The sequence below is a fragment of the Paenibacillus sp. UNC499MF genome (genome assembly GCF_900107975.1).
GTDB lineage: Bacteria > Bacillota > Bacilli > Paenibacillales > NBRC-103111 > Paenibacillus_F.
Genome location: NZ_FNVF01000002.1, coordinates 48,231 through 69,667 on the forward strand (window position 1 = coordinate 48,231; position 21,437 = coordinate 69,667).

Below are 21,437 nucleotides of genomic sequence, written 5' to 3' on the forward strand. Positions count from 1 at the left end.
TTCTCTGCCGCTTCGGATTTTATTAAAAAAGCATCCCCCGGGACTATGCCGCTTTAAAGCGGTTCATTCTTTAGGGCGGGTTTGCAGGGCTTTTCTGCCCATAAAGGCGAGTATCATTCCGTAGAGAAGGTGCCCCGCGATCCACCAGATCATGGCGTTCGCATCCGAAAGGCCGGGTGTTTTCGCCGATACGGCCAACTGGGTAAGGGGTATGAATAAGGGGATAGGGGCAATACCGAGCAGAAGCCCCGGCAGCCACGATTTTCCAAGACGTCCGAGCAGAAACGCGTACAGGAATCCGATAAGGACCGAAACGGCCAAGTGCAGGGTCAGCTCGAACCATTCGGGCAGATTACCCCCGAGGCCCGGAATAAAGTCGACATTGAGCAGCAGCGTATAGACGCGGGGACCTTCCAAGAATTCCACCGCTTTAAAAAGCAGGGCGAGAGCGATTCCGGGCACCAGCCCGAAAGCGAAGCCCCGCAGGACAAGCATGATTCCGTTTTCAAAAAAAGTGCGGCCCACCCGCTTTTCACTCTCCTTGTCCGAATGCGGACGCTAATGCCAAGGGGCTGACATTGCGGTTTCGGATTTTAGCTTTATAATGGAACTAAAGCTTCATTATTGGTGAGAATAACAACAGTATAACACGAGACCATTCATAGGAGGATACACCATGTCTGCAAGCAATACGCCTATTCAGCAACTAGCCGTTCACACGATCCGTACACTCGGAATCGACGCTATCGAGAAAGCCAAGTCCGGTCACCCCGGCATCGTTATGGGAGCCGCGCCTATGGCTTATACGCTGTTTGCGCATCAAATGACCCATAACCCGGCCAACCCGACATGGATCAACCGCGACCGTTTTGTCCTGTCCGCAGGCCACGGCTCCATGCTGCTTTACGCGATTCTGCACCTGACGGGCTATGATCTTCCGATGGAAGAAATCAAAAACTTCCGCCAGTGGGGCAGCCTGACTCCGGGACATCCCGAGTTCGGTCACACGGCGGGCGTTGACGCGACTACCGGTCCGCTCGGACAAGGTATCGGCATGGCCGTAGGTATGGCGATGGCCGAAGCTCATCTGGCCGGCCTGTACAACCGTGAAGGTTATCCGGTTATCGATCACTATACATATGCCATCTGCGGAGACGGTGACATGATGGAAGGTGTATCGTCCGAGGCCGTTTCTCTGGCTGCTACGCTTAAGCTTGGCAAGCTGATCATGATGTACGATTCCAACGACATTTCGCTGGACGGCGATCTGCACGTTTCCTTTACCGAAAATGTTCAAAAACGTTTCGAAGCATACGGCTGGCAGGTGCTCCGCGTAGAAGAGCAGAACGACCTGGAAGCTCTCAATCGTGCGGTTGAAGAGGCGAAAGCCGACACCACCCGTCCTACACTGATCGAAGTGAAAACGACGATCGGCTACGGCAGCCCGAACAAAGGCGGCAAAGGCGGACATGCCGGACCGCACGGTTCCCCGCTCGGTCTGGAAGAAGCCAAGCTGACGAAGGAATTCTACAAGTGGAACTACGAAGAAGATTTCTATGTTCCTGAAGAAGTACGCGAGCATTATGCGGCTGTCAAAGAAAAAGGCATTCAGGCCGAACAGAAATGGAATAACCTGTTCGACGACTACCGCAAAGCTTACCCGGAACTCGCCGAGCAGTTTGAATTGGGCGAAAGCGGAAAGCTGCCGGAAGGCTGGGACCGCGATCTCCCGGTTTACACGCCGGAAGACAAAGCTCTGGCTACGCGCGCCGCTTCCGGTAACGCGCTGAACGCCGTAGCGAAGAACGTTCCGTTCTTCTTCGGGGGTTCCGCCGACCTGGCAAGCTCCAACAATACGGAGATCAAGAACGCTCCGATCTTCAATGCGGAAAATTACGCGGGCCGCAACATCTGGTTCGGCGTACGCGAATTCGGCATGGGCGCAGCCCTGAACGGTATTTCCCTGCACGGCGGTCTCCGCGTGTACGGCGGCACGTTCTTCGTATTCTCCGACTACCTGCGTCCGTCGATCCGTCTGGCTGCCCTGATGAAGCAGCCGGTGATCTACGTCTTCACGCATGACAGTATCGGCGTAGGCGAAGACGGCCCGACTCACGAGCCGGTTGAACAGCTTGCGGCTCTCCGCGTCATTCCGGGCATGACCGTTCTTCGTCCTGCGGACGGCAACGAAACGAGCGAAGCTTGGCGTTACGTCATGGAGCATAACGACGGACCGTATGCGCTCATTTTGACCCGCCAAAACCTGCCGCAACTCGAAGGATCCGCCAAATATGCGCGCGAGAACTTCTCCAAAGGCGCTTACGTCGTATCCGACGCGCCTAACGGCAAGCCGGACGCTCTCATCCTTGCGACAGGCTCGGAAGTTCAGCACGGTGTGGCCGCTCAGAAGCTGCTCGCCGAAGAAGGCATCCAAGTGCGCGTCGTCAGCATGCCGAGCTGGGAGCTGTTCGAGAAGCAGTCCCAGGAATACAAGGATTCCGTTCTGCTTCCGGACGTCAAAAAACGTCTCGGCGTTGAAATGGCTTATCCGCTCGGCTGGGAGCGTTATGTGGGCGACGAGGGTTCTATCCTCGGAATCAGCACGTTCGGCGCTTCCGCTCCGGGCGACCTGCTCATCAAGGAATTCGGTTTTACGGCAGAGAATGTCGTCAAGCGCGTCAAAGAACTGCTTAAATAAATAAAGGAATGCCATCCGGACGACCGCTTTCACAGGGTCGTCCTTATGTGCAGCCGCCATTTACGAGGGGGAGAACAGGTTGTCGAATTTCGAAGGAGTTACCGTAGTCAAGAAAGCGAACGTTTATTTTGAGGGAAAAGTGACCAGCCGCGCCGTTTTATTCGCGGATGGCACGAAGAAAACGCTGGGAATCATGCTTCCCGGAGAGTATGAATTCGGTACGGACTCCAAAGAGATCATGGAAATCTTAGCCGGCGACCTGAGCGTCCTCCTTCCGGGCGAAACCGAGTGGACGGACATTCAGGGCGAAGGGGAGTTTACCGTCCCGGCTAATGCTAAATTCAAGCTGAAAGTCCGGACCGTCACGGATTACTGCTGCTCATACATCGCGGAATAGGCTTCCGGTTTTGGACTGCGGCTGCTTGGCCGGTAGGCTGGGCGATACGCAACAGCGGGTACATGCGATAGGAGTATACGCATTGTGGAATACGCATGCCAGCAGGTATACGATGCGGACATCAGCGACCGTGGGGTATACGCGGCAGAAGATATACGCAGGTAGCACGAAGCCGCGGACGTATGCACACGCAGGTAAGAAAGGCCCTTCCGAACGTTTCGTCCGGAAGGGCCTTTTACGTTTAATTCAGCACACCGCGAAAACGGCCATAGAGACAGAAGTACGTCTGCCGATGCTGTTAACAAACGGACGGATGACGCGTATTAATCGGTTACGAGTTCCCCTGCGGCGGATAAATCGCGGCGCAAGTGGGGGCAGAAGAAGGGCCCCGTCTGCCGTTATGTCAGTATCCGCTGGTTCAAGCCCCGTTTTACTGCCCGTCTTTTTTCTCGACCTTCTCGTTCATCCATTCCTCGTAGCACTGGATAGCTGCGGCCAGGTCATCTTCGCCAAGGCCTTTGCTCAGGCCCATCTGGAACACGGTGGTCGCCGCATGCAGCACAGGGGCCGGAAGCTGGAACTTGCCCGTCAGCTCGGACGCCAGCAGCAGGTCCTTCAGCATCAGCTTCAGCGAGAACTGGTTGCTGAAATCGCGGGCGAGAATCTTCGGGCCTTTGAGCTCGGCCTGCTTGCTGCCCGCGGACCCCGCCTGCACGATCTGCAGGAACTGCTCGGGCGCGAGGCCCGCTTTCGTCGCGATGGAGAGGCCCTCCATCAGGCCGATCGCGTTAATGCCCACAATCGTGTTGTGGGCCAGCTTCGTATAGGAGCCGGAACCGGACGGCCCCATGTAAAGCACTTTGCTGCCGAGATCGCTCAGCAGCGCGTGCTGGGCGTCGAACACGGGGCGGTCACCGCCGACCATAAACACGAGCGTCGCCGCTTCGGCAGCGGGCTTGCTCCCGGTTACGGGCGCGTCCAGGAACTTAGCGCCGCGCTGGCCCAGATCGGCGTGAAGACGCTGGCTGAGGGCCGGAGAGATCGTGCTCGAATCGATCACGGTAAGGCCTTCTCCAGCCTTCTCCAGCACGCCGTTTTCGCCGTAGAAGACGCTTTCGACGGCGGAGTCGTTGCTCAGCATCGTGAACAGAACCTCGGCCCCGGAGACGGCTTCCGCAGGGGTCGCGGCCAAAGAGGCACCTGACTGGACAAGCTCAGCCGCTTTATCGGCACTGCGGTTATATACGGTGACCGCATACCCTTTGCGGAGCAGATTGAGGGCCATCGGGGCGCCCATGGTGCCTAATCCGATAAATCCGATTTGTTTCATCACTAATCACCTCGTTTAGAGTCACGCCAGACACGATAATTTCACTTGCAGTTTGTACGGAAAGCTTTTATAGTAAGGAATCAATGCATGCGAAGCCGATGCGCCGGGTGTTTTCGGAGAATAAATCCGCCGTTCCGGTAATACTATCCGGAGGTCCGGCAAGCCCCGCCTGCACCTGTCCGTACTGCGAAGCCGTCCCTGCAAGCGCTCGGGCGAAGGAGAAAGCACCAGGCGTTTTTCCTATTGTAGCACGTTTGACGGAGAGGGAGCACGCCTGGGGCGCGACTTGCGGACAGCGGCACAGAAGCGGTATGCTAGAGGAAAGAACCAAGTAAAAGAACCGAGGAGGAGAGAAAGTTGACCCAGAAGCTGCAATTTGATTACAGCAAGGCGCTTGACTTCGTTGCCCAGCACGAAATTGATTACCTGGCCGGGCCGATCCGTACCGCACATGACCAACTGCATAACGGAACCGGTGCCGGTAGTGATTATTTAGGGTGGATCGATCTTCCGGTCGCTTACGACAAAGAAGAGTTCGGCAGAATCCAGAAAGCGGCGAAACAGATTCAATCCGACTCCGATGCGCTTGTCGTGATCGGCATCGGCGGCTCCTACCTGGGGGCTCGCGCGGCGATTGAAATGCTGTCCCATTCTTTCTATAACCTGCTTGATAAAGACAAGCGTAAAACTCCGGCCGTATACTTCGTCGGCCAGAATATCAGTTCTACATACGTAACGCACCTCCTGCAGCTGCTGGAAGGCAAAGACTTCTCCGTAAACGTCATTTCCAAATCCGGAACGACGACGGAGCCGGCGATCGCCTTCCGTATTTTCCGCGAGCTGCTGGAGAAAAAATACGGCAAAGAAGCCGCGCGCAAGCGCATCTACGCCACGACCGACCGCGAGAAGGGCGCTCTTAAGCAGCTTGCCAACGGCGAAGGCTACGAGTCCTTCGTTATTCCGGACGATGTAGGCGGACGTTACTCCGTACTGACGGCCGTAGGCCTGCTTCCGATCGCGGTGGCCGGCATCAACATCGAAGAAATGATGCAGGGCGCAGCCGATGCTCGCGAAGCTTTCTCCAGCCCCGAGCTGAGCGAGAACGCGAGCTACCAGTACGCGGCTGTTCGCAACGCGCTCTACCGCAAAGGCAAAACTACCGAGATTCTCGTAAACTACGAGCCGTCTCTGCATTATGTTTCGGAGTGGTGGAAGCAGCTTTACGGCGAGAGTGAAGGCAAAGACAACAAGGGGATTTTCCCGGCTGCCGTTGATTTCACGACAGATCTTCACTCCATGGGCCAATTCATTCAGGAAGGCAACCGCAACCTGTTTGAAACGGTACTGTTCGTAAACCAGTCCGCAGAGGAGATCGTCATCGGAACCGATGAAGAGAACCTGGACGGGCTTAACTTCCTGAGCGGCAAAACGATGGATTTCGTGAACAAAAAGGCGTTCCAGGGCACTATGCTGGCTCATACGGACGGCGGCGTACCTAACCTGATCGTGACACTGCCGGACACTTCGGCTCACACGTTCGGTTATATGGTTTACTTCTTCGAAAAAGCATGCGGCATCAGCGGCTACCTTCTCGGAGTAAATCCGTTCGACCAGCCGGGTGTGGAAGCATACAAGAAAAACATGTTTGCGCTCCTCGGCAAGCCCGGTTACGAAGAAGATAAAGCGAAACTCGAAGCTCGCTTGAACGACTAGTTTCGTCCAGACAGAACCCGTATAGGGCTCTGTAAGGGCATTTCCAACGAAAACAGGCCTTTTCCTCCGGGATTAGGTCTGTTTTTTATTGGAAATAATGTTAGAACTAAATTAACTATTGTACTAATATTCTGATTTGTGTAAAATGATATGAAACAGAAGGCGCATTAGTTAGGAAATGGAATGAAGAAGCGACATGATAGCATCCTACAGAACGGTACAGAAGCATGGAGCCGATGAAATTGTCATCAAACGTTCCCGGTTTATCGGTCAGGCTTTGCCGGTTTCGTCCGAAGAGGAAGCGCTTGCTTTTATAGCCGGCGTGAAGAAAGAACACTCGATGGCGACCCACAACTGTTCCGCTTACATGATCGGAGAACGCAACGAGATTCAGAAACAGTCGGATGACGGGGAGCCGAGCGGCACAGCCGGCAAACCGATTCTCGAAGTGATCCGGAATATGGATCTCAAGAACGTGGCCGTAGTCGTCACCCGGTATTTCGGCGGTATTATGCTGGGAGCCGGCGGACTGATCAGAGCCTACACGGATGGCGCAGTCGCGGGAATACAGGCCGCGGTGCCCGTTTACAAAGTAAGTCATCAGGAACTGCTCGCTGAAATCGATTATACTTGGCTGGGTAAAGTGGAGAATGAGCTGCGGAACCGCAACATGCGGATGGGCGATACGGAATTTACCGATAAGGTTATCCTCCGGTGCTATCCCTTATCTGGCGAGGCGGATTCTTTTGCCGACTGGTTTACCGATTTGACCCAAGGTCAAGGAAACATCATACGCGGCGAACATACATATATCGAACATAGCGAGCTACCCTAACAATTTCATACACCACCGAAGCGGAGGGATTCTTATGGCGAGGAAGGCAGTCGCTCAGGAACTTAGCAGAGAGCGGATTCTTGAAGAGGCCAGGGAGTTATTCGTAACTCGCGGTTATCGCGCTTTAACGATGCGAAGCATCGCTAAAGCAATGGGTTACAGCCATGGCGCGTTATACTATCATTTCAGAGAAAAAGCAGAGCTGTTCAATGCACTTATACTGGAGGATTTCGGCATACTCCTGCAGCGGCAGCGGCAAATCATCGTCGAATCCGCTGTTCTCGGGGTTCCTCTGCTGCAGAAGCTGATGATGGAGTTTATCCGGTTCGGACTGGAGAACCCGCATCATTACGAAATCATGTTTATGATCCGGGACGAGGAGCTGCGTCAGTACTCGCGGACCGAGCAGGCGAAATGTTTCGATCTGTTTGCCACGGTTGTGCGCCAGGTCATTTCGGGAATGCCGGACAAGGAAGATCAGGAATACCGGCTCCCTTGGAATTTGTTCATGTCCATGCACGGATTCATCTCGCATTCCATTCATTACGGACAGACGTTTGAGCTGGTGGAACAGCTCGCCGAAGAGCATGTACAGCTGCTGTGCAGCAACATGGTCTCCACGGCGGCCCGATCCGAGTCTTCCAAGGTCAGTCTGGTTAATCACGAATCAGCTTAACGGTAAACGTACGGCTGCGGGGCCCGTCAAATTCACAGAAGTAAATTCCCTGCCAGCGGCCCAGCTCAAGGCGGCCTCCGCGGATAAATACGGTTTGCGAGGCGCCCATGGTCATAGCTTTCAGATGAGCGGCCGTATTGCCTTCCGCATGACGGTCGCGCGGATGTTCCCAGGGAAACACTTCGTCCAGGCGCATGAGCGTATCCCTTTTTACATCGGGATCGGCATTTTCATTGATCGTCACTCCCGCCGTCGTATGAGGGCAGTAAACGATGGCGGTGCCGTCTTGAATACGGTTTTCCCCAACCAGCCTTGCCACGATATCCGTAATTTCAACCATTTCGTCCCGTTTGCGGGTGACAAGCTCGCAGGTATGCAGCATAAGAGGATTTCCTCCTTGAAGGTTTGGGACCGGCGGGTAAGGAAGGCTGGGAGCTTATAAGCCCGTACAAGCTTCGTATCTCCCATGCACCTCATAGTCAAGCCCGCGTTCTGGTCGCATTCTATCGTAACGGACGCGATTTCCGGTGTCAAAACGTGTTACAATGAAAGCATAACCGGATAACGAGAGGATGAAACGCATTGGATTTGTCGGCATGGTCGGAACAGAACGTGGATTATATGTTCAATGAAATCAAAACGAAACTGAGAATGGCGACAGGCGGATCGATTAAAGCGTCCAACTTTAGCCAGGAACAATATGAAGATCTTAAAGATCTGTACGATCTCGTTATGAGCAAACCCAATTTCAGCATTAGCGAAATTGACGCGATTACGACGGAGCTGGGCAAGCTCCGCAAGGCCTGAAGCCTGCTTGCCTTTTTGCGAAAAGCCTTCCGCACGGAGATTTCACCACCGGGGCGGAAGGCTTTTTTTATATGGAAAAAAAGACGTATCTCTTCGCCGGCATTCCCGAAACGCTTATGAAACAGGTGCCTTGGCCAAATAAAACAGGAAGAAGGGACAGCTATCCAATCGGGCCGCTATCCGGCCGCATATGGTATAAGGTAGCATGCATGATTTGCTGAAAAGGGAGGTAGACGGTATGAGTTCAACACTTCGTAATGACGCGTCCAAACTAGTCGGGAAAAACATCGTGGCCGTCCGTAAGGATGGTTCCATGGTCAGAGGCAAACTGGTACGTATTCAAGGCAACGAGCTGATTCTCGAGCCCGAAGAGGGAACCGCTCAAACAAAAGCGTTCGTTCCTCTCGTCTTGTTCGATCTGCTTGCCATCGGCACATCCCCGTTTGTCAACGGCTTCGGTTACGGCGGTGGATTCGGTTACGGCGGCGGATTTGGCGGCGGTTTTGGAGGCCCCGGATTTTTCTGGTAAAAGAGAAAGAGGTCTATCAGGTTCCGGTTACGGGACCTGATTTTTTTTATGCAGGCTTGAACAAACACCACCGGGTCGGCTGCGGAATAGGCTGATGTGGAGAAAAGGGCGGGTTCCGTATCCGGAACAGGCGGAGAGGCGGTAAGAATGAGCGCAGGCAAGAACGAATCCGACTATGAAAAAGAGTGGGAACGGAAATTCGGGTTCCGTTCCGGAGAGATTCCTTCGTTTTCCTCCATTTTCGGAGGCGGGGAAACGTTGTTTACCGAGCTGTCCAAGCGGATTTCAGAGGACCCGGAGAACACGGCCTGGCTGGACCAATGGCTGGATAAACTTCTGCGGCAGGCTATGCCGGGCTACCGGATCCCGGAGTGGATGGGAACCGGCTGGGAAAACGAGCCGGACGGAAGTTCCGCGGGACAGAACACGGGTGCAAGCGCCGCTCCGCCCCGCAGCGGGGAGAAACGCCGGGAGAACGGGGGTAAGCCGGCCTCCGCCCGGCCTGTCGCCTCCGGGCCTTCCGCGGCCATTCCCTTCTCGGGCGGGAAGCCTGTCAGGGGCCTTGCCGCCGGAAGCCAAAAGCGGCAAGCCGCCAAGGTCAAGGAGGCGGAAGCTTTTGCCTATTCGATAACCGAGGCCGGAGGCCGGCTCATGGTTAGCGTACACCAGCCCCGGGGAATACGCCCGGGAGAGATTGAACTGGCGGCGGACAGGTCGAGTATCCGCCTTAACGGCGTCCGGATCGGCGGAAAACAGGCCATACGCCTGTTCAGGCCGATCCGGCCGGGTTCGTGCCGGATGACCAGCGAAGACGGTTCTCTGGTCATCCGGGCCGATTTGGCCCGACGGTGAAGGAATGGAGCCGCGGCGTTATGCTCCGCCGCGCAGAGCGGCGTGTCGGGCAGTCAGCCTTGCTGGCGGCGGTCATCCCGGCGGCGTCCAGCGGTCCGGCGTGCCGTGCGCGGGATTACTTCGGCCCGCTGCGCTCCGCCAGCTGCTTCTGCGCCATGCGGACCAGCTCCCGCACCATGCGGCCGCCGATTTCGCCGCCGATTTTACCGGCATCCTCCGTGCGGAGCTGGCCGTTGTTGCCCGGCTCCAGGGGGACTCCCAGCGTTCGGGCGACTTCGTATTTGACCAGGTTCGGCTGATCGGCGGACACGTTGTAGCCCGCGTCCCGCATGACCTGGCCCTTAAGCCGGTCCAGGCTGCGTTCGCTTCCGGGAACGGCTGCTCTGCGGTTTCTTCTTCTTGCCATACTATCACCTCCTGAGGGTAGGATGCCCAGGAGTTCGGGGAGTATCACGAAGCGGCCGGGCGCTGTGCGGCTATAGTGAAGAGCATCCGATGCCGGAGACCTCAGACAATCCGCCGCATGCAAAAACACCGTGCGCAGTACAGCGCACGGTGCGGAAAGCTGCCGCTCCTATCAGGGTGTGTGTCAGCGGTGTTCAGGATATGCGGCATTTTTACGTCAAAATGGATCGGATGCGGTATGGACCCCGGCTTACTGAAAGTGCAGGGCTGGCGAGCTTCTTTAACCTACGCCGGAGTTTCCGGCAAGGGTCTTCTCGCTGTAAGTGGGCGGCTGCTTCCTATGACCGGCCTGCTTAACACTTCCGTCCGTCAGGACAGTTAACGCCCCGCCCGTTCCGCTCCTACGGGAATCCGGTCCAAGTATGCCGCAGCATCGTCATCCTGCCGCGTCGGGATTGTTTTTTCGATGAGGTACAAGGGACGGTGTTTGACCTCCCGGTAAATTTTGCCGATGTACTCTCCGATCAGTCCCAGAGCCAGAAGCTGCACCCCGCCGATAAACCAGACGGATAAAATTAGCGAGGTCCAACCCGAAGCCGTCGTTCCCCATAATTTAGAGATGATGGCATAAGCGCCGGCGAACACGCTGAAGATGGAGAGCAGGAATCCGGTGACCGTGACCATCCGGATCGGTTTGACACTGAAGGAAGTAATGCCGTCCAGTGCAAAAGACAGCATTTTGCGCAACGGATACTTCGATTCCCCGGCAAAACGTTCTTTCCTCTCGTACATAACCTCGGCCGTACGCAGTCCCAGAAGCGGGACAATCCCTCTCAGAAACACGTTGACTTCCTTATAGCGGGACAAATAATCCAGCGCACGTTTGCTCATAAGCCGGTAATCCGCATGATTGTTCTTAATCTGGACGCCCAGACGTAGCATTAATTTATAAAAGGATTCGGCGGTCGTCTTTTTGAACCAGGTATCGGTCGTCCGGTCGCTGCGGATTCCGTAAACGATCTCGGCTCCCTCCAGATACTTCCGTACGAATTCGCGTATCGCGTCCGTATCGTCCTGCAGATCCGCATCGATAGAAATCACGATGTCCGATGTATGTCTTGCCGTCATTAAACCCGCAAGCAGAGCGTTCTGATGGCCCGCATTCCGTGCGAGCTTAACGCCTGTTACGTAGTCATGGGAACGGCTGTATTGATCGATGAGCTCCCAGGTCCGGTCTTTGCTGCCGTCATCGACGAGAAGCATCACACTTTCGCCGGCTACAAGCTTTTCTTGAATGAGACGGTCCAGAACCGAGCTTAAGCGGCTTACCGTTTCGGGAAGAACTTCTTCTTCGTTATAGCAGGGTACCACGATTGTTAAAATAGGGCTCGACATGCCGTAAAATCTTCCTTTCTTATCCTGGTCTGGACATGGCTGCTTCCCGCCGGATTATTCTTATTGTAAACAAGCACAGCCGGTTAAAGCAATTGCCTGCTCGTCGGAATGTGTAGAATTTAGACGAAATTAATCCCAGATTAAAATGATTATAATTTTATAGTCATTCTATTGACGAAGAGAGGATGGCGATGATATACTACCGACATGACATTGATAATCATTTTCAAATAATAATAATTATAAAGAGGTGCAGAATGAATCCACATCGTCCTTATCTCACTACAAATCAAGGCGCGCCCGTTGCCGACAACCAGAATTCGAAGACAGCCGGTACTCACGGCCCGACGCTGCTCGAAGATTATCACCTTTTGGAGAAACTGGCTCATTTTGACCGTGAGCGTATTCCGGAGCGTGTCGTGCACGCACGGGGTGCGGGGGCGTTCGGAGTATTCCGCCCTTATGCCAGCATGAGCGAGTATACGAAAGCCGCGTTTCTGCAGGACGCTTCTATTGAAACGAGAGTGCTTGTCCGCTTCTCGACGGTTATTCACCCGAGCGGTTCGCCGGAGACGCTCCGTGATCCGCGGGGCTTTGCCGTTAAGTTCTACACGTCCGAAGGAAACTATGACCTGGTCGGCAACAATTTGCCCGTATTCTTTATCCGCGATGCGCTGAAGTTCCCGGACATGGTTCACTCGCTGAAACCGGCTCCGCATACAAATGTCCAAACGCCTAATCACTTGTGGGATTTCATGTCGCTTTCTCCGGAATCGACACACATGCTGACCTGGGTATTCTCCGACCGCGGAACTCCGGCCAACTACCGGGAAATGGACGGATTCGGAGTGCATGCTTTCAAATGGGTGAACGCGGAAGGCAAAGTCGTTTACGTCAAATACACCTGGAAATCGCTGCAGGGTGTCCGTTCCTTAAGCCGCAAGGAAGCGGAAGAGCAGGGAGGACGCGATCACAATCACGCGACGCGCGATTTGTATGACGCCATCGAGGCGGGCAATTATCCGGAATGGGAGCTGAATGTGCAGATGCTGGAACCGGACCGTTTGGACCAGTTCAGCTTCGACCCCCTCGATCCGACGAAGGATTGGCCGGAAGATCTCGTTCCGTTCGTCAAAGTAGGACGGATGACCTTGAACGAGAATCCGAAAAATTTCTTCGCCGAAGTCGAACAGTCCGCTTTTGCGCCTAGCGTGCTTGTGCCGGGGATCGAGCCTTCCGAAGACAAACTTCTGCAAGGCCGTCTGTTCTCCTACCCGGATACGCAGCGCCACAGGCTGGGACCGAACCATATGCAGATTCCGGTAAACTGCCCTTATGCGCCGGTCCGGAATTATCAGCGGGACGGTCAAATGGCGGTTCGGCAGGATCATTCGCCGATCAATTACGAGCCGAATTCCTATGACCATGCGCCGAAGGAAGCCGGAAGCGCTTATAGAGAAAGCGAGCAGCCGCTGACGGGCTCTACTACACGCCGCAAAATCGAGAAAACGGACGATTTCACGCAGGCAGGCGAGCGTTACCGCGGGATTACTCCGGAAGAACGCGCTAATCTGATCGATAACCTCGTGAACGATCTCAAACAAACGGACATGCAAATCCAGCTTCGCGCCGTCTGCAATTTCTTCCGTGCCGATGTGGAGTTCGGAACAAGACTTGCGGAAGGACTCGGAATCGATCTCAGCGGATTTATTCCGCAGGGAGCGGGTACCGGATCCGGACAAATGCCACCGCGTTAATTCGTTATGGCACCGGCAAGAGCAAGGGAAACGCCGGAGGGCGGTTTTGTCCGCCACCGGGCTAAGCGGCCCGCTGCCATGCCGGAGGAATTCCCCCCTTCCAGCATGGTGTCTTGGCCCGCTTCAACGGATGGTTGAACAGACGAATGCCTCCGCGTTTCCGGCGCGAAGTTTTTAAAATAGATGGCCCTTTGTTTCTGCGGCAATAGACGAGATCCTCTTGTCTGCCGTGTCTTGCAAGGGCCGGAACTAAAAAGCCTTCTTTCCGACATGGAAAGAAGGCTTTTTTCGCTGAATTCAGACGGACTTGGCGCTCCATTGCTTCACAAGCATCGAGAGCGCCCGGTTATCGACCGGCTTCGTAATATAGTCCGAAGCGCCGGCTTCGATGCACGCTTCCCGGTCGCCGGGTAGAGCCCGGGCGGTCAGGGCGATGATAGGCAGGTCCCGGTAAGCATCGTCCATGCGGATTTGCCGGATCGCGGCCCTGCCGTCCATTTCGGGCATCATCATGTCCATGAGGACGAGGCTGATCCCGGGATGGAGGGCGAGCAGGCGCAGGCATTCCCGGCCGCTGCCCGCTCCGAAAACTTCGGCCCCGCGGGATTTGAGCAGGGCGGACAGGCTGCGCACGTTGGCGGCGTCGTCATCGACGACGAGCACCGTGACTTCGCGCAGAAGCTGCTGAGCCGCTTCCGCAGGCGTATCGGCGCCTGTTGCCGGAGCGGGAGCCGTCTGCGGCGTATCGGTGCCGCCGGAACGGTCCGCGCTTTCGTCCGGAAGCGGAGAGGAGAGCGGCGTAAGCCGCGGAAGCTTGGCGTCGTCCGCCAACTGCCGAAGCTCCTGCTCCTGACCGCTCAAGCTGCTGGAAGGAAGGAGGAGGGTAAACGTGCTCCCGGTTCCCTCTTCACTAACCAGCCGGATCTCTCCGCCCAGCAGCCGGGCGAACTGGCGTGAAATAGAGAGGCCGAGTCCGGTTCCGCCGAACTTGCGGCTCGTTGTGCCGTCCGCCTGGTAGAAGGCTTCGAAGATCTGTTCCCGCTTGTCCGCCCGGATGCCGATGCCGGTATCCCGGATGGCGGCAGCGGGATGCTGAACGCCCTGGGCATCCATTTCGACGTAAAAGGTAAGGATGACGCCGCCCCGCTCGGTAAATTTGAACGCATTGGACAGCAGATTTTTCAAAATCTGCTGAAGCCGCTGTTCATCCGTATGAATGATATCGGGAACGCCGGTTGAACGGATGTGGAAATACAGGCCCTTCTGGGCGGCAACCGGTTCGAACATCCGGGTCATCGCTTCGACGACTTCACTGACGTTCACTTCTCCCAGTGTGATGGCCATGTGTCCCGCTTCGATTTTGGACAGATCGAGTATATCGTTAATCAGCGTAAGCAGGTCTTGACCGGAGGTATGGATAATTCCGGCAAATTCAATCTCTTCTTCCGAGAGCGTCCCGTTCTGATTTTCGGCAAGGAACTGCGACAGGATCAGCATACTGTTCAGCGGGGTCCGGAGTTCATGGGACATGTTTGCCAAAAATTCGGATTTGTAGCGGGAAGAGGAGATCAGCTCCTCGTTTTTCACTTCCAGCTCGTCGTGAATGTGCTGAAGCTCCGCGGTTCGTTCCTCGGCCAGCCGGAACTGTTCGGCCAGTTCCTTATTGCTTCTGTTCAGTGCTTCCCGCCGGAGAAAATCCGCTTTGAAATCGTGCAGGATGAAGGTGAAGAAAAAGCTGAAAAACAGGCCCGCCGTGCCGGACAGCGGAGCAAGCTCGATCAGGTACGTAGCGGCTGAATAAACACCGAGAATCGCGATATCCGCCACGTTGAACAGATTCACGATGAGAATAAGCAGTAAAATTCGGGTAGTCTGCCGCAGAGAGGTGCGTTTGAGCAGTTCACTGGTCAGCGCCGTTACGATGCCGAGGATGATCATGTTCCCGAAGCCCGCCCAAGCGGCGTGATTCAGGCCGAACGACAAGCGTGCCAGCCCGATCCCGAGCCCGATCAGTATAATAGGGAAAGGTCGCGACAGGAAGAGGGGAGCCACCAGGATGGGCACGAACCTTAGATCGAAGATAACCGTGGCACTCAGCCAGGCTCCGTACATCATGGAAAGCCAGCCGGCCGCTATCGAGAGCAGGACGTAAAGCATTTTCATCCAGTTGACGGGGATCTTGTACAAAATATATTTATAAGCCAGGCTGCCTAAATAGGTAAATGTGAGCAGGGTGCTTATATTGGCAAAAAAAGCCTTGAAATAATCTCCGAAATTGACCATTTCTTTTCCTTTCCCCATCCAAAAGCTCTGCAACCCAGCTCCATTTAGATGTTCATTCCTAGTATACCAAAATTATCGGCATCCCATGGGCAGAAAAAAAGACCCCATGGGGTCTTTTAGGCATGCAGTGTACGATCCATTGAAATAGCTGAAACGGTTTGTGCGGGCAGGTGCTGTAAAAGACATACGCTAATGACCGGTTGCATGCTGTCGGTTCAGCTGATCCCGGGTAAAGGTCGCACCGGCCCCGGTATCGACAAGCGGATGCTCCCGCTCCATATAGAGCGGGCTCGTTTGAACGCCACTGTGTCGGCAAGCGGCACCCCGCAATAAGCCATCGCGCTCAGCGGTTATCGACTTTTTCCGGGTAAAGGTCATGGTTCATCAGGCGGTGCTCCGCCATCTGTTCGTACTTGGTGCCGGGACGTCCGTAATTGCAGTAAGGATCGATGGAGATCCCGCCCCGCGGAGTGAATTTGCCCCAGACCTCGATGTATTTCGGATCCATGAGCTTGATCAGATCGTTCATAATGATGTTCATGCAGTCTTCATGGAAATCGCCGTGATTGCGGAAGCTGAATAGATACAGTTTGAGCGATTTGCTTTCGACCATTTTATCGCCGGGCATGTAGCTGATATATATGGTGGCAAAATCGGGCTGTCCCGTAATCGGGCAAAGGCTCGTAAACTCGGGACAATTGAATTTGACGAAATAATCGCGGTAAGGATGTTTGTTGTCAAAGGATTCGAGCACCTGCGGCGCATAGTTAAAAGGATATTGTGTCTGCTGGTTGCCCAGCAGGGTGAGATCGAGCTCTTCCTGGTTTCTTCCGGCCATGAAAGGCACCTCCGGTTTTAGAATTTATATGGACAGCGGGTGACCGCATAGTAGTCAAGGCTGAAGGAAGGCAGCGGCTATGCCGCCCGATTAGTAAGTGGAACTCAGACAGGGCTGGCGGGTACCGACTGCCGTTCTGATTTGGGCGGTCAGACCGCCGTGAACTGATGCGGAGTCGGGCCCTGTGTCCCGTTGAGTCCCGCTGCCTTCCGCGGAGATCAGACGCCCCGCTTGTTGCCCCAAAGCAGGGCGTGAAGCTGCGGCAGCACGCGCACGTCGTTCAAATCCTCGGACGCCATCGTCAAGTCGACGAGCCACTCGTATTTGCGCAGCAGCTGCCCGCGGAGCAGGTCGTCGTCCGCGAGACGGACGTCCTCGTTCCCCGCCTGCAGATAGAATGGGACGGCAGGGTAGCGGCGGTGGACTTCCCGGGCGAACGCGAAATCGCGTTCGTCGAACACGACCACCTTGAGGCTGATGCCGTCCGGGTTCAACCGCCGGACGATGTCGTCCAGCTTAGCGAAATCCGTTTCCATGCCTGAGCTCGGCGGCTTGGGAGAGAGCGTGACCTCGTCGATCTCGGTCAGCCAGTCCTGCCAGCGGGAGCCCTGCGTCTCGACGGCGGTGCGGATGCCTTGGGCCCGCAGCAGCTTCACGAGCGGGCCGAGGCTGCGCAGGAGGGCCGGATTGCCGCCCGACAAGGTCACGTGGGAGAAGCGGCTGCCGCCTGTGCGGACAAGCTCCTCCCAGACCGCTTCCGCGGTGAGCGGACGGATGTCGCCTGCGCCCGATCCGTCCCACGTAAACGCGGAATCGCACCAGGAGCAGCGGTAATCGCAGCCGGCGGTACGCACGAACATCGTCTTGCGCCCGATGACCATGCCCTCGCCCTGGACGGTCGGGCCGAAGATCTCGAGCACGGGAATGGTCGCTTCGGCCGGGGTCGTTTTATCCGCAGGGGCTGCGGAAACGGCCGTCGTGTTGCCCGCTGCAGGCAAGGTCTGCGGAGGGGATGGGACCGCGGCATATGTTCGGCTTGCACTCATTCGGACATCCACTCCCGTCTCGCTTCGGCGTAGCTTGTCGGCGTCTCGTACAGGCGGACAAATTCGACCCTGCCGCCCCGGGCTTTCGCCTGCATCTCATCCGACTGCAAAGCCGTCTCCATTTGTTCGTACAGCCAGACGACCATGTTCTCGGCGGTGGTGTTCATGGGCGGCAGCGTCTCATTCAGATAACGGTGATCGAGAAAAGGCTCGATCCGTGCTTTCCAGATATCTTTGATTTCTCCGAAATCAAGCGTTAGCCCAATCTCGTTGACATAGCCGCTGATTCCGTAAACGGCTTTGTACGTATGGCCGTGAAGGTTTTTGCACTTTCCCTCGTAGGCGTGCAGATGATGCGCCGCGTCGAACGTAAATTCTTTGGAAACGAGGACGCGCTTGGTATGATAACGGAGCTGCTCGTGCCGGATGTCCTGCCCGTACTGCTGAAGGTTCTCTACGATGCGGAATTCGCCTGGCGTCTTCATCGGGAACCGGCTCCTTCGCGCTCCAGAAGGTAGTTCTGCAGACCGGCCGAACGGAGCTTGCATGCCGGGCACTCGCCGCAACCGTCTCCGACGATGCCGTTATAGCAGGTAAGCGTCTTGGTCCGGACGAAATCGAAAGCCCCCAGCTCGTCGGAAAGCTTCCACGTCTCCGCTTTATTCAGCCACATCAGCGGCGTATGGATCACGAATGGATAATCCATTGATAAGTTCAGGGTTACGTTAAGAGATTTTACGAAAGCGTCCCGGCAGTCCGGGTAGCCGCTGAAGTCCGTTTCGCAAACGCCGGTGATGAGGTGTCTGGCTCCGGCCCCTTTGGCGTATACGCCTGCAAACGAAAGGAACAGCAGGTTGCGTCCGTCCACGAACGTGGTAGGGGGCTCGCCTTCTTTTTCCTCAATCTCGATATCGCTGCGCGTCAGCGCATTGGGTGCGAGCTGGTTCAGCAGGCTCATGTCCAGAACGGTGTTTTTTACGCCAAGCTCGCGCGCAATCTGTGCGGCGCACTCGATTTCGAGTTTATGACGCTGCCCGTAATCGAACGTGAGCGTCTCCACCTCGCCAAAATGCTTCAGGGCCCAGAACAGGCACGTCGTGCTGTCTTGTCCGCCGCTGAATACGACAACTGCTTTTTCATGTTTCATCGCTCTTCCGTCTCCTTTTTGACTAAAAAATAGGTGATGGAGAGAGTTCTTGATCCGTCATTTTAAACAAAACAAAAACAATGCCTCAAGGAAGGACGCGGCCATTCATAAGCAAACCGGAAAATGAACGTCAAAAAACGCACACTTAGCGGCCGCTTTTTAAGCAGCTGTGCCCGAATATCCAGGGATATTGTTTTTCCTTAGTTTTTTATAGAGGGAGTTCGCGAACCTCTCCCATATGCGCAGAGCATATGGATTTTCTTATGGGGTTTGAGTCCGGCACTTTCGTGATTAAGTTCCAAGCGGTGCCGCGCTTCAGAACCGTCTCATTATAACGCATTTGATCGTTCCATGTAAGGGAGCGGGGGAATTTTCCTTTATAATCGAATAATCTGTGCCGGGGATCGTGATGCCGTTTTATACTGTAGTAACAAAAGAGCCTTTCCACATCAACGTCAAGGGAGGCGGAAGGAGAATGTCCATGGACGGAAATAAGTCCGGGAATATATCGGGAAATACACCGGCTTCGGCAAATAGGTCTGCTGAACGCGGCAAGGAAGACCGCCCCGTTGCTGTCGTTACGGGAGTTTCCCGCCGGATCGGTATCGGCGCCGCTATCTGCCGGGCGCTTGCGGCCAAAAACATGGACGTGATGTTCACAACCTGGTCCGCTTTCGACAGAGCCATGCCTTGGGGAGCGGATGAAGAGGGACCGGATGCGATTGTGCGGGAGCTGACCCGGTCGGGAATACGCTGCGAACGACTGGAGATCGACCAGTCCGATCCCGGAGCGGCCAAGCGCATCATAGACGAAACGGAGAATCGGCTCGGGTTTCCGGCGGTCCTCGTCAACAATGCGGCCTACTCCGTAAACGACGGGTACGAGAAGCTTGATGCGGCCGTGCTTGATGCCCACTATGCCGTGAACATGAGGGGAACCGCCCTGCTCAGCGTGGAATTCGGCCGCCGGTTCAGCCGCGGATCGGGCGGACGGATTATCAACATGACATCCGGCCAGTCTTTGGGTCCGATGCGGGGAGAGATCGCCTACGCGGCTACGAAGGCGGCTGTCGAAGCGATGACCGTGACGCTGGCTGCGGAACTGGCGCCCAAAGGGATTACGGTCAACGCGGTCAATCCCGGTCCGACCGATACCGGATGGATGACGGAGGAGCTTCGGAACGAACTCGCAGGCCAGTTCCCGTTCGGACGAATCGGCAGACCGGAAGACGCCGCCAGACTTATCGCGTTTCTCGCCGGCGAAGAATCGGAGTGGATCACAGGCCAGATTCTTCATTCGGAAGGCGGTTTCCGGCTCAAGTAAACATTTTCCGGCATTTTATGGCCGTGCAACATTCCCCTCGGATGACCCGTCAAGAAAATTGTGGTTGACCAACGTCATGTGACGCCGAGCAATACGCGCTGAGAGCTTCGCGCGGTGCGAAAGGGGATTTTTTTAATGAAAAGGATTTTGTTAGCCGGCTTGCTCGCAGCTGTTCTTCTCGCGCTTACGGGATGCACCCAAGAGCGAACAATCAAGACGACAGTCACGCTCCAACAGGTAAAAGAAGCCTTCACGGCTGAAGGCATAGAGATGTTTGAAGAGACGGAGCCCCAAGATTGGACGCTTAACGGCAAGCGGGCCGGCCGTTATTCGGTCGGACGTCCGACCGAGAAAGCCGCATACAAGGAGTTCGTATCGATTTATGTGTATGAATCAAGTCTTGAACGCCAAAAGGCGATGACGGAGTTTAACACGCTGGAACACAGCTTAAAGGGAGAGGAGTTTCTCACTCCGCTGCCTTACGAACAGCGCAATGTTCTGGTTCTTTACTGGGCTCACCTGAACCGGACAAACCCCGACTCGCCTAAGGCCAAACTGGATGAAGAAATAAAACGAGCTCTGCAGACCGTTCTGCAGAGCTCGTTTTATTTGTCCCGCCCCGCGGGCTCGTCCACGAAAACCGTTTCCGCTTCTTTGGCTTCGAAGCAGAGATTGACGGTGCGCACGTCCGCTCTCGTCCGGTGGACCGTGCCTGCCGGAACCGTAAGCGTATCATTAGCTTTCAGGGAAGTGGTCGTACCGTCCTCGAAGTCTATAAAAAGTTCGCCTTCAAGCACCATAAATAATTCATCCGAATCGGGATGAAAATGCCAGCGATAGTTGCCGGTCATGACCGCGATGCGGAGCACATGCGAGTTTACGTCCGATACGGCAAAGTTGACGTGCCGTTCTTGAATGTTCCGGGTTAGTTCAAGCAAATTTTGAGGCGTCGGGTTCATGGCGGTTTCTCCTGTTTCTCGTCCTACTCGGACGGTTTATCCGGCTCCGCGGAAAATTTCGTTTCGATGCGGTCGCGGTACCGGGCAAGCGCCGGAGAAAGATTCATGCTCCGCTCTTCCATCAGCATGTTAAAGCGGAGCTTCTTGGCGTTGAGGGTTTTCTTCAGCTTGCCGCGTTCCTCTTCGTCATGACAGCATGCAAGGAGTTCCTCCAGCGTAAGCATGTCTTTGCGGAGCTGCATTTCTTCGGGAAGGAATCCCGAATTTTTCAAAATTTTATACGACAAGCGCAGATCTTCCGGAACGGCGGACCAGTCCTCGAGAACGAGCGGCTTGCCTTTGCCGGGCAAATTGTCGAAATCACCGTTGTGAATCGCTTCCTGTATGCGCTGCTCTACCAGACTGTCTAGAAAGCTCATAGGTTAATCCCTCCTTCAAGACTTAGA

22 protein-coding genes and 1 riboswitch are annotated in these 21,437 nt (G+C 55.3%); of the genes, 10 read left to right on the forward strand and 12 right to left on the reverse strand.

From position 1 onward, the window contains the following. Positions 1–63 precede the first annotated feature (63 nt). Positions 64–525 carry a hypothetical protein gene (locus C4S74_RS05320; RefSeq protein WP_103994320.1) on the reverse strand — a complete coding sequence of 154 codons (462 nt, stop codon included), beginning with the start codon at positions 523–525 and terminating at the stop codon, positions 64–66. A gap of 151 nt (positions 526–676) precedes the next feature. Here C4S74_RS05320 and tkt point away from each other — a divergent pair, with 151 nt between their 5' ends. After that, a complete protein-coding gene (gene tkt / locus C4S74_RS05325) occupies positions 677–2,698 on the forward strand; it encodes a transketolase (RefSeq protein WP_103994321.1) in 2,022 nt (673 codons plus the stop codon). A gap of 79 nt (positions 2,699–2,777) precedes the next feature. Further along, a complete protein-coding gene (locus C4S74_RS05330) occupies positions 2,778–3,095 on the forward strand; it encodes a pyrimidine/purine nucleoside phosphorylase (protein WP_103994322.1) in 318 nt (105 codons plus the stop codon). Between the two features lie 430 nt (positions 3,096–3,525). Here C4S74_RS05330 and C4S74_RS05335 read toward each other — a convergent pair whose 3' ends face one another. Continuing rightward, entirely contained in the window at positions 3,526–4,425 is a 900-nt protein-coding gene (locus C4S74_RS05335; RefSeq protein WP_103994323.1) for an NAD(P)-dependent oxidoreductase, read from the reverse strand. A 357-nt stretch (positions 4,426–4,782) separates the two neighbouring features. On the opposite strand from C4S74_RS05335, the gene C4S74_RS05340 reads away from it, so the two are divergent. The 3 genes from C4S74_RS05340 (at position 4,783) to C4S74_RS05350 (ending at position 7,649) form a co-directional block, all read left to right on the forward strand. Further along, the gene (locus tag C4S74_RS05340; RefSeq protein WP_103994324.1) at positions 4,783–6,138 is read left to right on the forward strand and encodes a glucose-6-phosphate isomerase; all 1,356 of its coding nucleotides are present in this window, start codon (positions 4,783–4,785) and stop codon (positions 6,136–6,138) included. Between the two features lie 196 nt (positions 6,139–6,334). Next, positions 6,335–6,973: a YigZ family protein gene (locus C4S74_RS05345; protein WP_103994325.1), complete on the forward strand. Its 639-nt coding sequence runs from the start codon at positions 6,335–6,337 to the stop codon at positions 6,971–6,973. Between the two features lie 34 nt (positions 6,974–7,007). Next, on the forward strand, positions 7,008–7,649 hold the full coding sequence (locus C4S74_RS05350) for a TetR/AcrR family transcriptional regulator (protein ID WP_103994326.1): 642 nt from the start codon (positions 7,008–7,010) through the stop codon (positions 7,647–7,649). Here the strand turns inward: C4S74_RS05350 and C4S74_RS05355 are convergent. Then, the gene (locus tag C4S74_RS05355; protein WP_103994327.1) at positions 7,630–8,031 is read right to left on the reverse strand and encodes a secondary thiamine-phosphate synthase enzyme YjbQ; all 402 of its coding nucleotides are present in this window, start codon (positions 8,029–8,031) and stop codon (positions 7,630–7,632) included. The two genes, C4S74_RS05350 and C4S74_RS05355, sit on opposite strands and share 20 nt — an antisense overlap. 200 nt (positions 8,032–8,231) lie before the next feature. Here C4S74_RS05355 and C4S74_RS05360 point away from each other — a divergent pair, with 200 nt between their 5' ends. From C4S74_RS05360 to C4S74_RS05370, 3 genes are all read left to right on the forward strand, one after another. Further along, positions 8,232–8,456 carry a DUF1128 domain-containing protein gene (locus C4S74_RS05360; RefSeq protein WP_103994328.1) on the forward strand — a complete coding sequence of 75 codons (225 nt, stop codon included), beginning with the start codon at positions 8,232–8,234 and terminating at the stop codon, positions 8,454–8,456. A 238-nt stretch (positions 8,457–8,694) separates the two neighbouring features. Next, positions 8,695–8,985: a hypothetical protein gene (locus C4S74_RS05365; RefSeq protein WP_103994329.1), complete on the forward strand. Its 291-nt coding sequence runs from the start codon at positions 8,695–8,697 to the stop codon at positions 8,983–8,985. Positions 8,986–9,132: 147 nt separating this feature from the next. After that, the gene (locus tag C4S74_RS05370; RefSeq protein ID WP_103994808.1) at positions 9,133–9,837 is read left to right on the forward strand and encodes a hypothetical protein; all 705 of its coding nucleotides are present in this window, start codon (positions 9,133–9,135) and stop codon (positions 9,835–9,837) included. 115 nt (positions 9,838–9,952) lie between these two features. On the opposite strand, the gene C4S74_RS05375 is transcribed toward C4S74_RS05370, so the two are convergent. Further along, complete coding sequence (locus tag C4S74_RS05375; protein WP_103994330.1) at positions 9,953–10,243, reverse strand: alpha/beta-type small acid-soluble spore protein; 291 nt, start codon at positions 10,241–10,243, stop codon at positions 9,953–9,955. A 377-nt stretch (positions 10,244–10,620) separates the two neighbouring features. Next, complete coding sequence (locus C4S74_RS05385; RefSeq protein ID WP_103994332.1) at positions 10,621–11,637, reverse strand: glycosyltransferase family 2 protein; 1,017 nt, start codon at positions 11,635–11,637, stop codon at positions 10,621–10,623. Positions 11,638–11,894: 257 nt separating this feature from the next. Here C4S74_RS05385 and C4S74_RS05390 point away from each other — a divergent pair, with 257 nt between their 5' ends. Further along, positions 11,895–13,394, forward strand: a complete 1,500-nt coding sequence (locus tag C4S74_RS05390) for a catalase (RefSeq protein ID WP_103994333.1) — start codon at positions 11,895–11,897, stop codon at positions 13,392–13,394. A 297-nt stretch (positions 13,395–13,691) separates the two neighbouring features. Here the strand turns inward: C4S74_RS05390 and C4S74_RS05400 are convergent, their stop codons facing one another. From C4S74_RS05400 to queC, 5 genes are all read right to left on the reverse strand, one after another. Next, positions 13,692–15,695 carry an ATP-binding protein gene (locus C4S74_RS05400; protein WP_103994335.1) on the reverse strand — a complete coding sequence of 668 codons (2,004 nt, stop codon included), beginning with the start codon at positions 15,693–15,695 and terminating at the stop codon, positions 13,692–13,694. A gap of 325 nt (positions 15,696–16,020) precedes the next feature. Next, on the reverse strand, positions 16,021–16,515 hold the full coding sequence (queF, locus tag C4S74_RS05405; protein WP_103994336.1) for a preQ(1) synthase: 495 nt from the start codon (positions 16,513–16,515) through the stop codon (positions 16,021–16,023). A gap of 218 nt (positions 16,516–16,733) precedes the next feature. Then, a complete protein-coding gene (gene queE, locus C4S74_RS05410; RefSeq protein WP_103994337.1) occupies positions 16,734–17,561 on the reverse strand; it encodes a 7-carboxy-7-deazaguanine synthase QueE in 828 nt (275 codons plus the stop codon). Beyond that, a complete protein-coding gene (gene queD, locus C4S74_RS05415) occupies positions 17,558–18,046 on the reverse strand; it encodes a 6-carboxytetrahydropterin synthase QueD (RefSeq protein WP_103994338.1) in 489 nt (162 codons plus the stop codon). Before queD ends, queE begins: the two co-directional genes overlap by 4 nt. Then, positions 18,043–18,708, reverse strand: a complete 666-nt coding sequence (queC, locus tag C4S74_RS05420) for a 7-cyano-7-deazaguanine synthase QueC (protein ID WP_103994339.1) — start codon at positions 18,706–18,708, stop codon at positions 18,043–18,045. Before queC ends, queD begins: the two co-directional genes overlap by 4 nt. A gap of 194 nt (positions 18,709–18,902) precedes the next feature. Further along, positions 18,903–18,946, reverse strand: a riboswitch (PreQ1 riboswitch). A gap of 243 nt (positions 18,947–19,189) precedes the next feature. Between queC and C4S74_RS05425 the strand changes: the two genes are divergently transcribed. Beyond that, positions 19,190–20,032, forward strand: coding sequence for an SDR family oxidoreductase (locus C4S74_RS05425; RefSeq protein ID WP_258042395.1), 843 nt, complete (start codon positions 19,190–19,192; stop codon positions 20,030–20,032). Positions 20,033–20,637: 605 nt separating this feature from the next. On the opposite strand, the gene C4S74_RS05430 is transcribed toward C4S74_RS05425, so the two are convergent. Further along, positions 20,638–20,991 carry a cupin domain-containing protein gene (locus tag C4S74_RS05430; protein WP_103994341.1) on the reverse strand — a complete coding sequence of 118 codons (354 nt, stop codon included), beginning with the start codon at positions 20,989–20,991 and terminating at the stop codon, positions 20,638–20,640. Positions 20,992–21,014: 23 nt separating this feature from the next. Next, on the reverse strand, positions 21,015–21,410 hold the full coding sequence (locus C4S74_RS05435; RefSeq protein WP_103994342.1) for a DnaJ family domain-containing protein: 396 nt from the start codon (positions 21,408–21,410) through the stop codon (positions 21,015–21,017). Between the last annotated feature and the right edge of the window lie 27 nt (positions 21,411–21,437).

What these genes read in the sequence shown, in the direction of transcription:
- queC (WP_103994339.1), bottom strand. Translation starts at nt 18,708, where the DNA reads ATGAAACATGAAAAAGCAGTTGTCGTATTCAGCGGCGGACAAGACAGC.
- queF (WP_103994336.1), bottom strand. Translation starts at nt 16,515, where the DNA reads ATGGCCGGAAGAAACCAGGAAGAGCTCGATCTCACCCTGCTGGGCAAC.
- C4S74_RS05425 (WP_258042395.1), top strand. Translation starts at nt 19,190, where the DNA reads ATGGACGGAAATAAGTCCGGGAATATATCGGGAAATACACCGGCTTCG.
- C4S74_RS05345 (WP_103994325.1), top strand. Translation starts at nt 6,335, where the DNA reads ATGATAGCATCCTACAGAACGGTACAGAAGCATGGAGCCGATGAAATT.
- C4S74_RS05385 (WP_103994332.1), bottom strand. Translation starts at nt 11,637, where the DNA reads ATGTCGAGCCCTATTTTAACAATCGTGGTACCCTGCTATAACGAAGAA.
- C4S74_RS05400 (WP_103994335.1), bottom strand. Translation starts at nt 15,695, where the DNA reads ATGGGGAAAGGAAAAGAAATGGTCAATTTCGGAGATTATTTCAAGGCT.
- queD (WP_103994338.1), bottom strand. Translation starts at nt 18,046, where the DNA reads ATGAAGACGCCAGGCGAATTCCGCATCGTAGAGAACCTTCAGCAGTAC.
- C4S74_RS05370 (WP_103994808.1), top strand. Translation starts at nt 9,133, where the DNA reads ATGAGCGCAGGCAAGAACGAATCCGACTATGAAAAAGAGTGGGAACGG.
- C4S74_RS05375 (WP_103994330.1), bottom strand. Translation starts at nt 10,243, where the DNA reads ATGGCAAGAAGAAGAAACCGCAGAGCAGCCGTTCCCGGAAGCGAACGC.
- tkt (WP_103994321.1), top strand. Translation starts at nt 677, where the DNA reads ATGTCTGCAAGCAATACGCCTATTCAGCAACTAGCCGTTCACACGATC.
- queE (WP_103994337.1), bottom strand. Translation starts at nt 17,561, where the DNA reads ATGAGTGCAAGCCGAACATATGCCGCGGTCCCATCCCCTCCGCAGACC.
- C4S74_RS05435 (WP_103994342.1), bottom strand. Translation starts at nt 21,410, where the DNA reads ATGAGCTTTCTAGACAGTCTGGTAGAGCAGCGCATACAGGAAGCGATT.
- C4S74_RS05430 (WP_103994341.1), bottom strand. Translation starts at nt 20,991, where the DNA reads ATGAACCCGACGCCTCAAAATTTGCTTGAACTAACCCGGAACATTCAA.
- C4S74_RS05350 (WP_103994326.1), top strand. Translation starts at nt 7,008, where the DNA reads ATGGCGAGGAAGGCAGTCGCTCAGGAACTTAGCAGAGAGCGGATTCTT.
- C4S74_RS05365 (WP_103994329.1), top strand. Translation starts at nt 8,695, where the DNA reads ATGAGTTCAACACTTCGTAATGACGCGTCCAAACTAGTCGGGAAAAAC.
- C4S74_RS05335 (WP_103994323.1), bottom strand. Translation starts at nt 4,425, where the DNA reads ATGAAACAAATCGGATTTATCGGATTAGGCACCATGGGCGCCCCGATG.
- C4S74_RS05355 (WP_103994327.1), bottom strand. Translation starts at nt 8,031, where the DNA reads ATGCTGCATACCTGCGAGCTTGTCACCCGCAAACGGGACGAAATGGTT.
- C4S74_RS05390 (WP_103994333.1), top strand. Translation starts at nt 11,895, where the DNA reads ATGAATCCACATCGTCCTTATCTCACTACAAATCAAGGCGCGCCCGTT.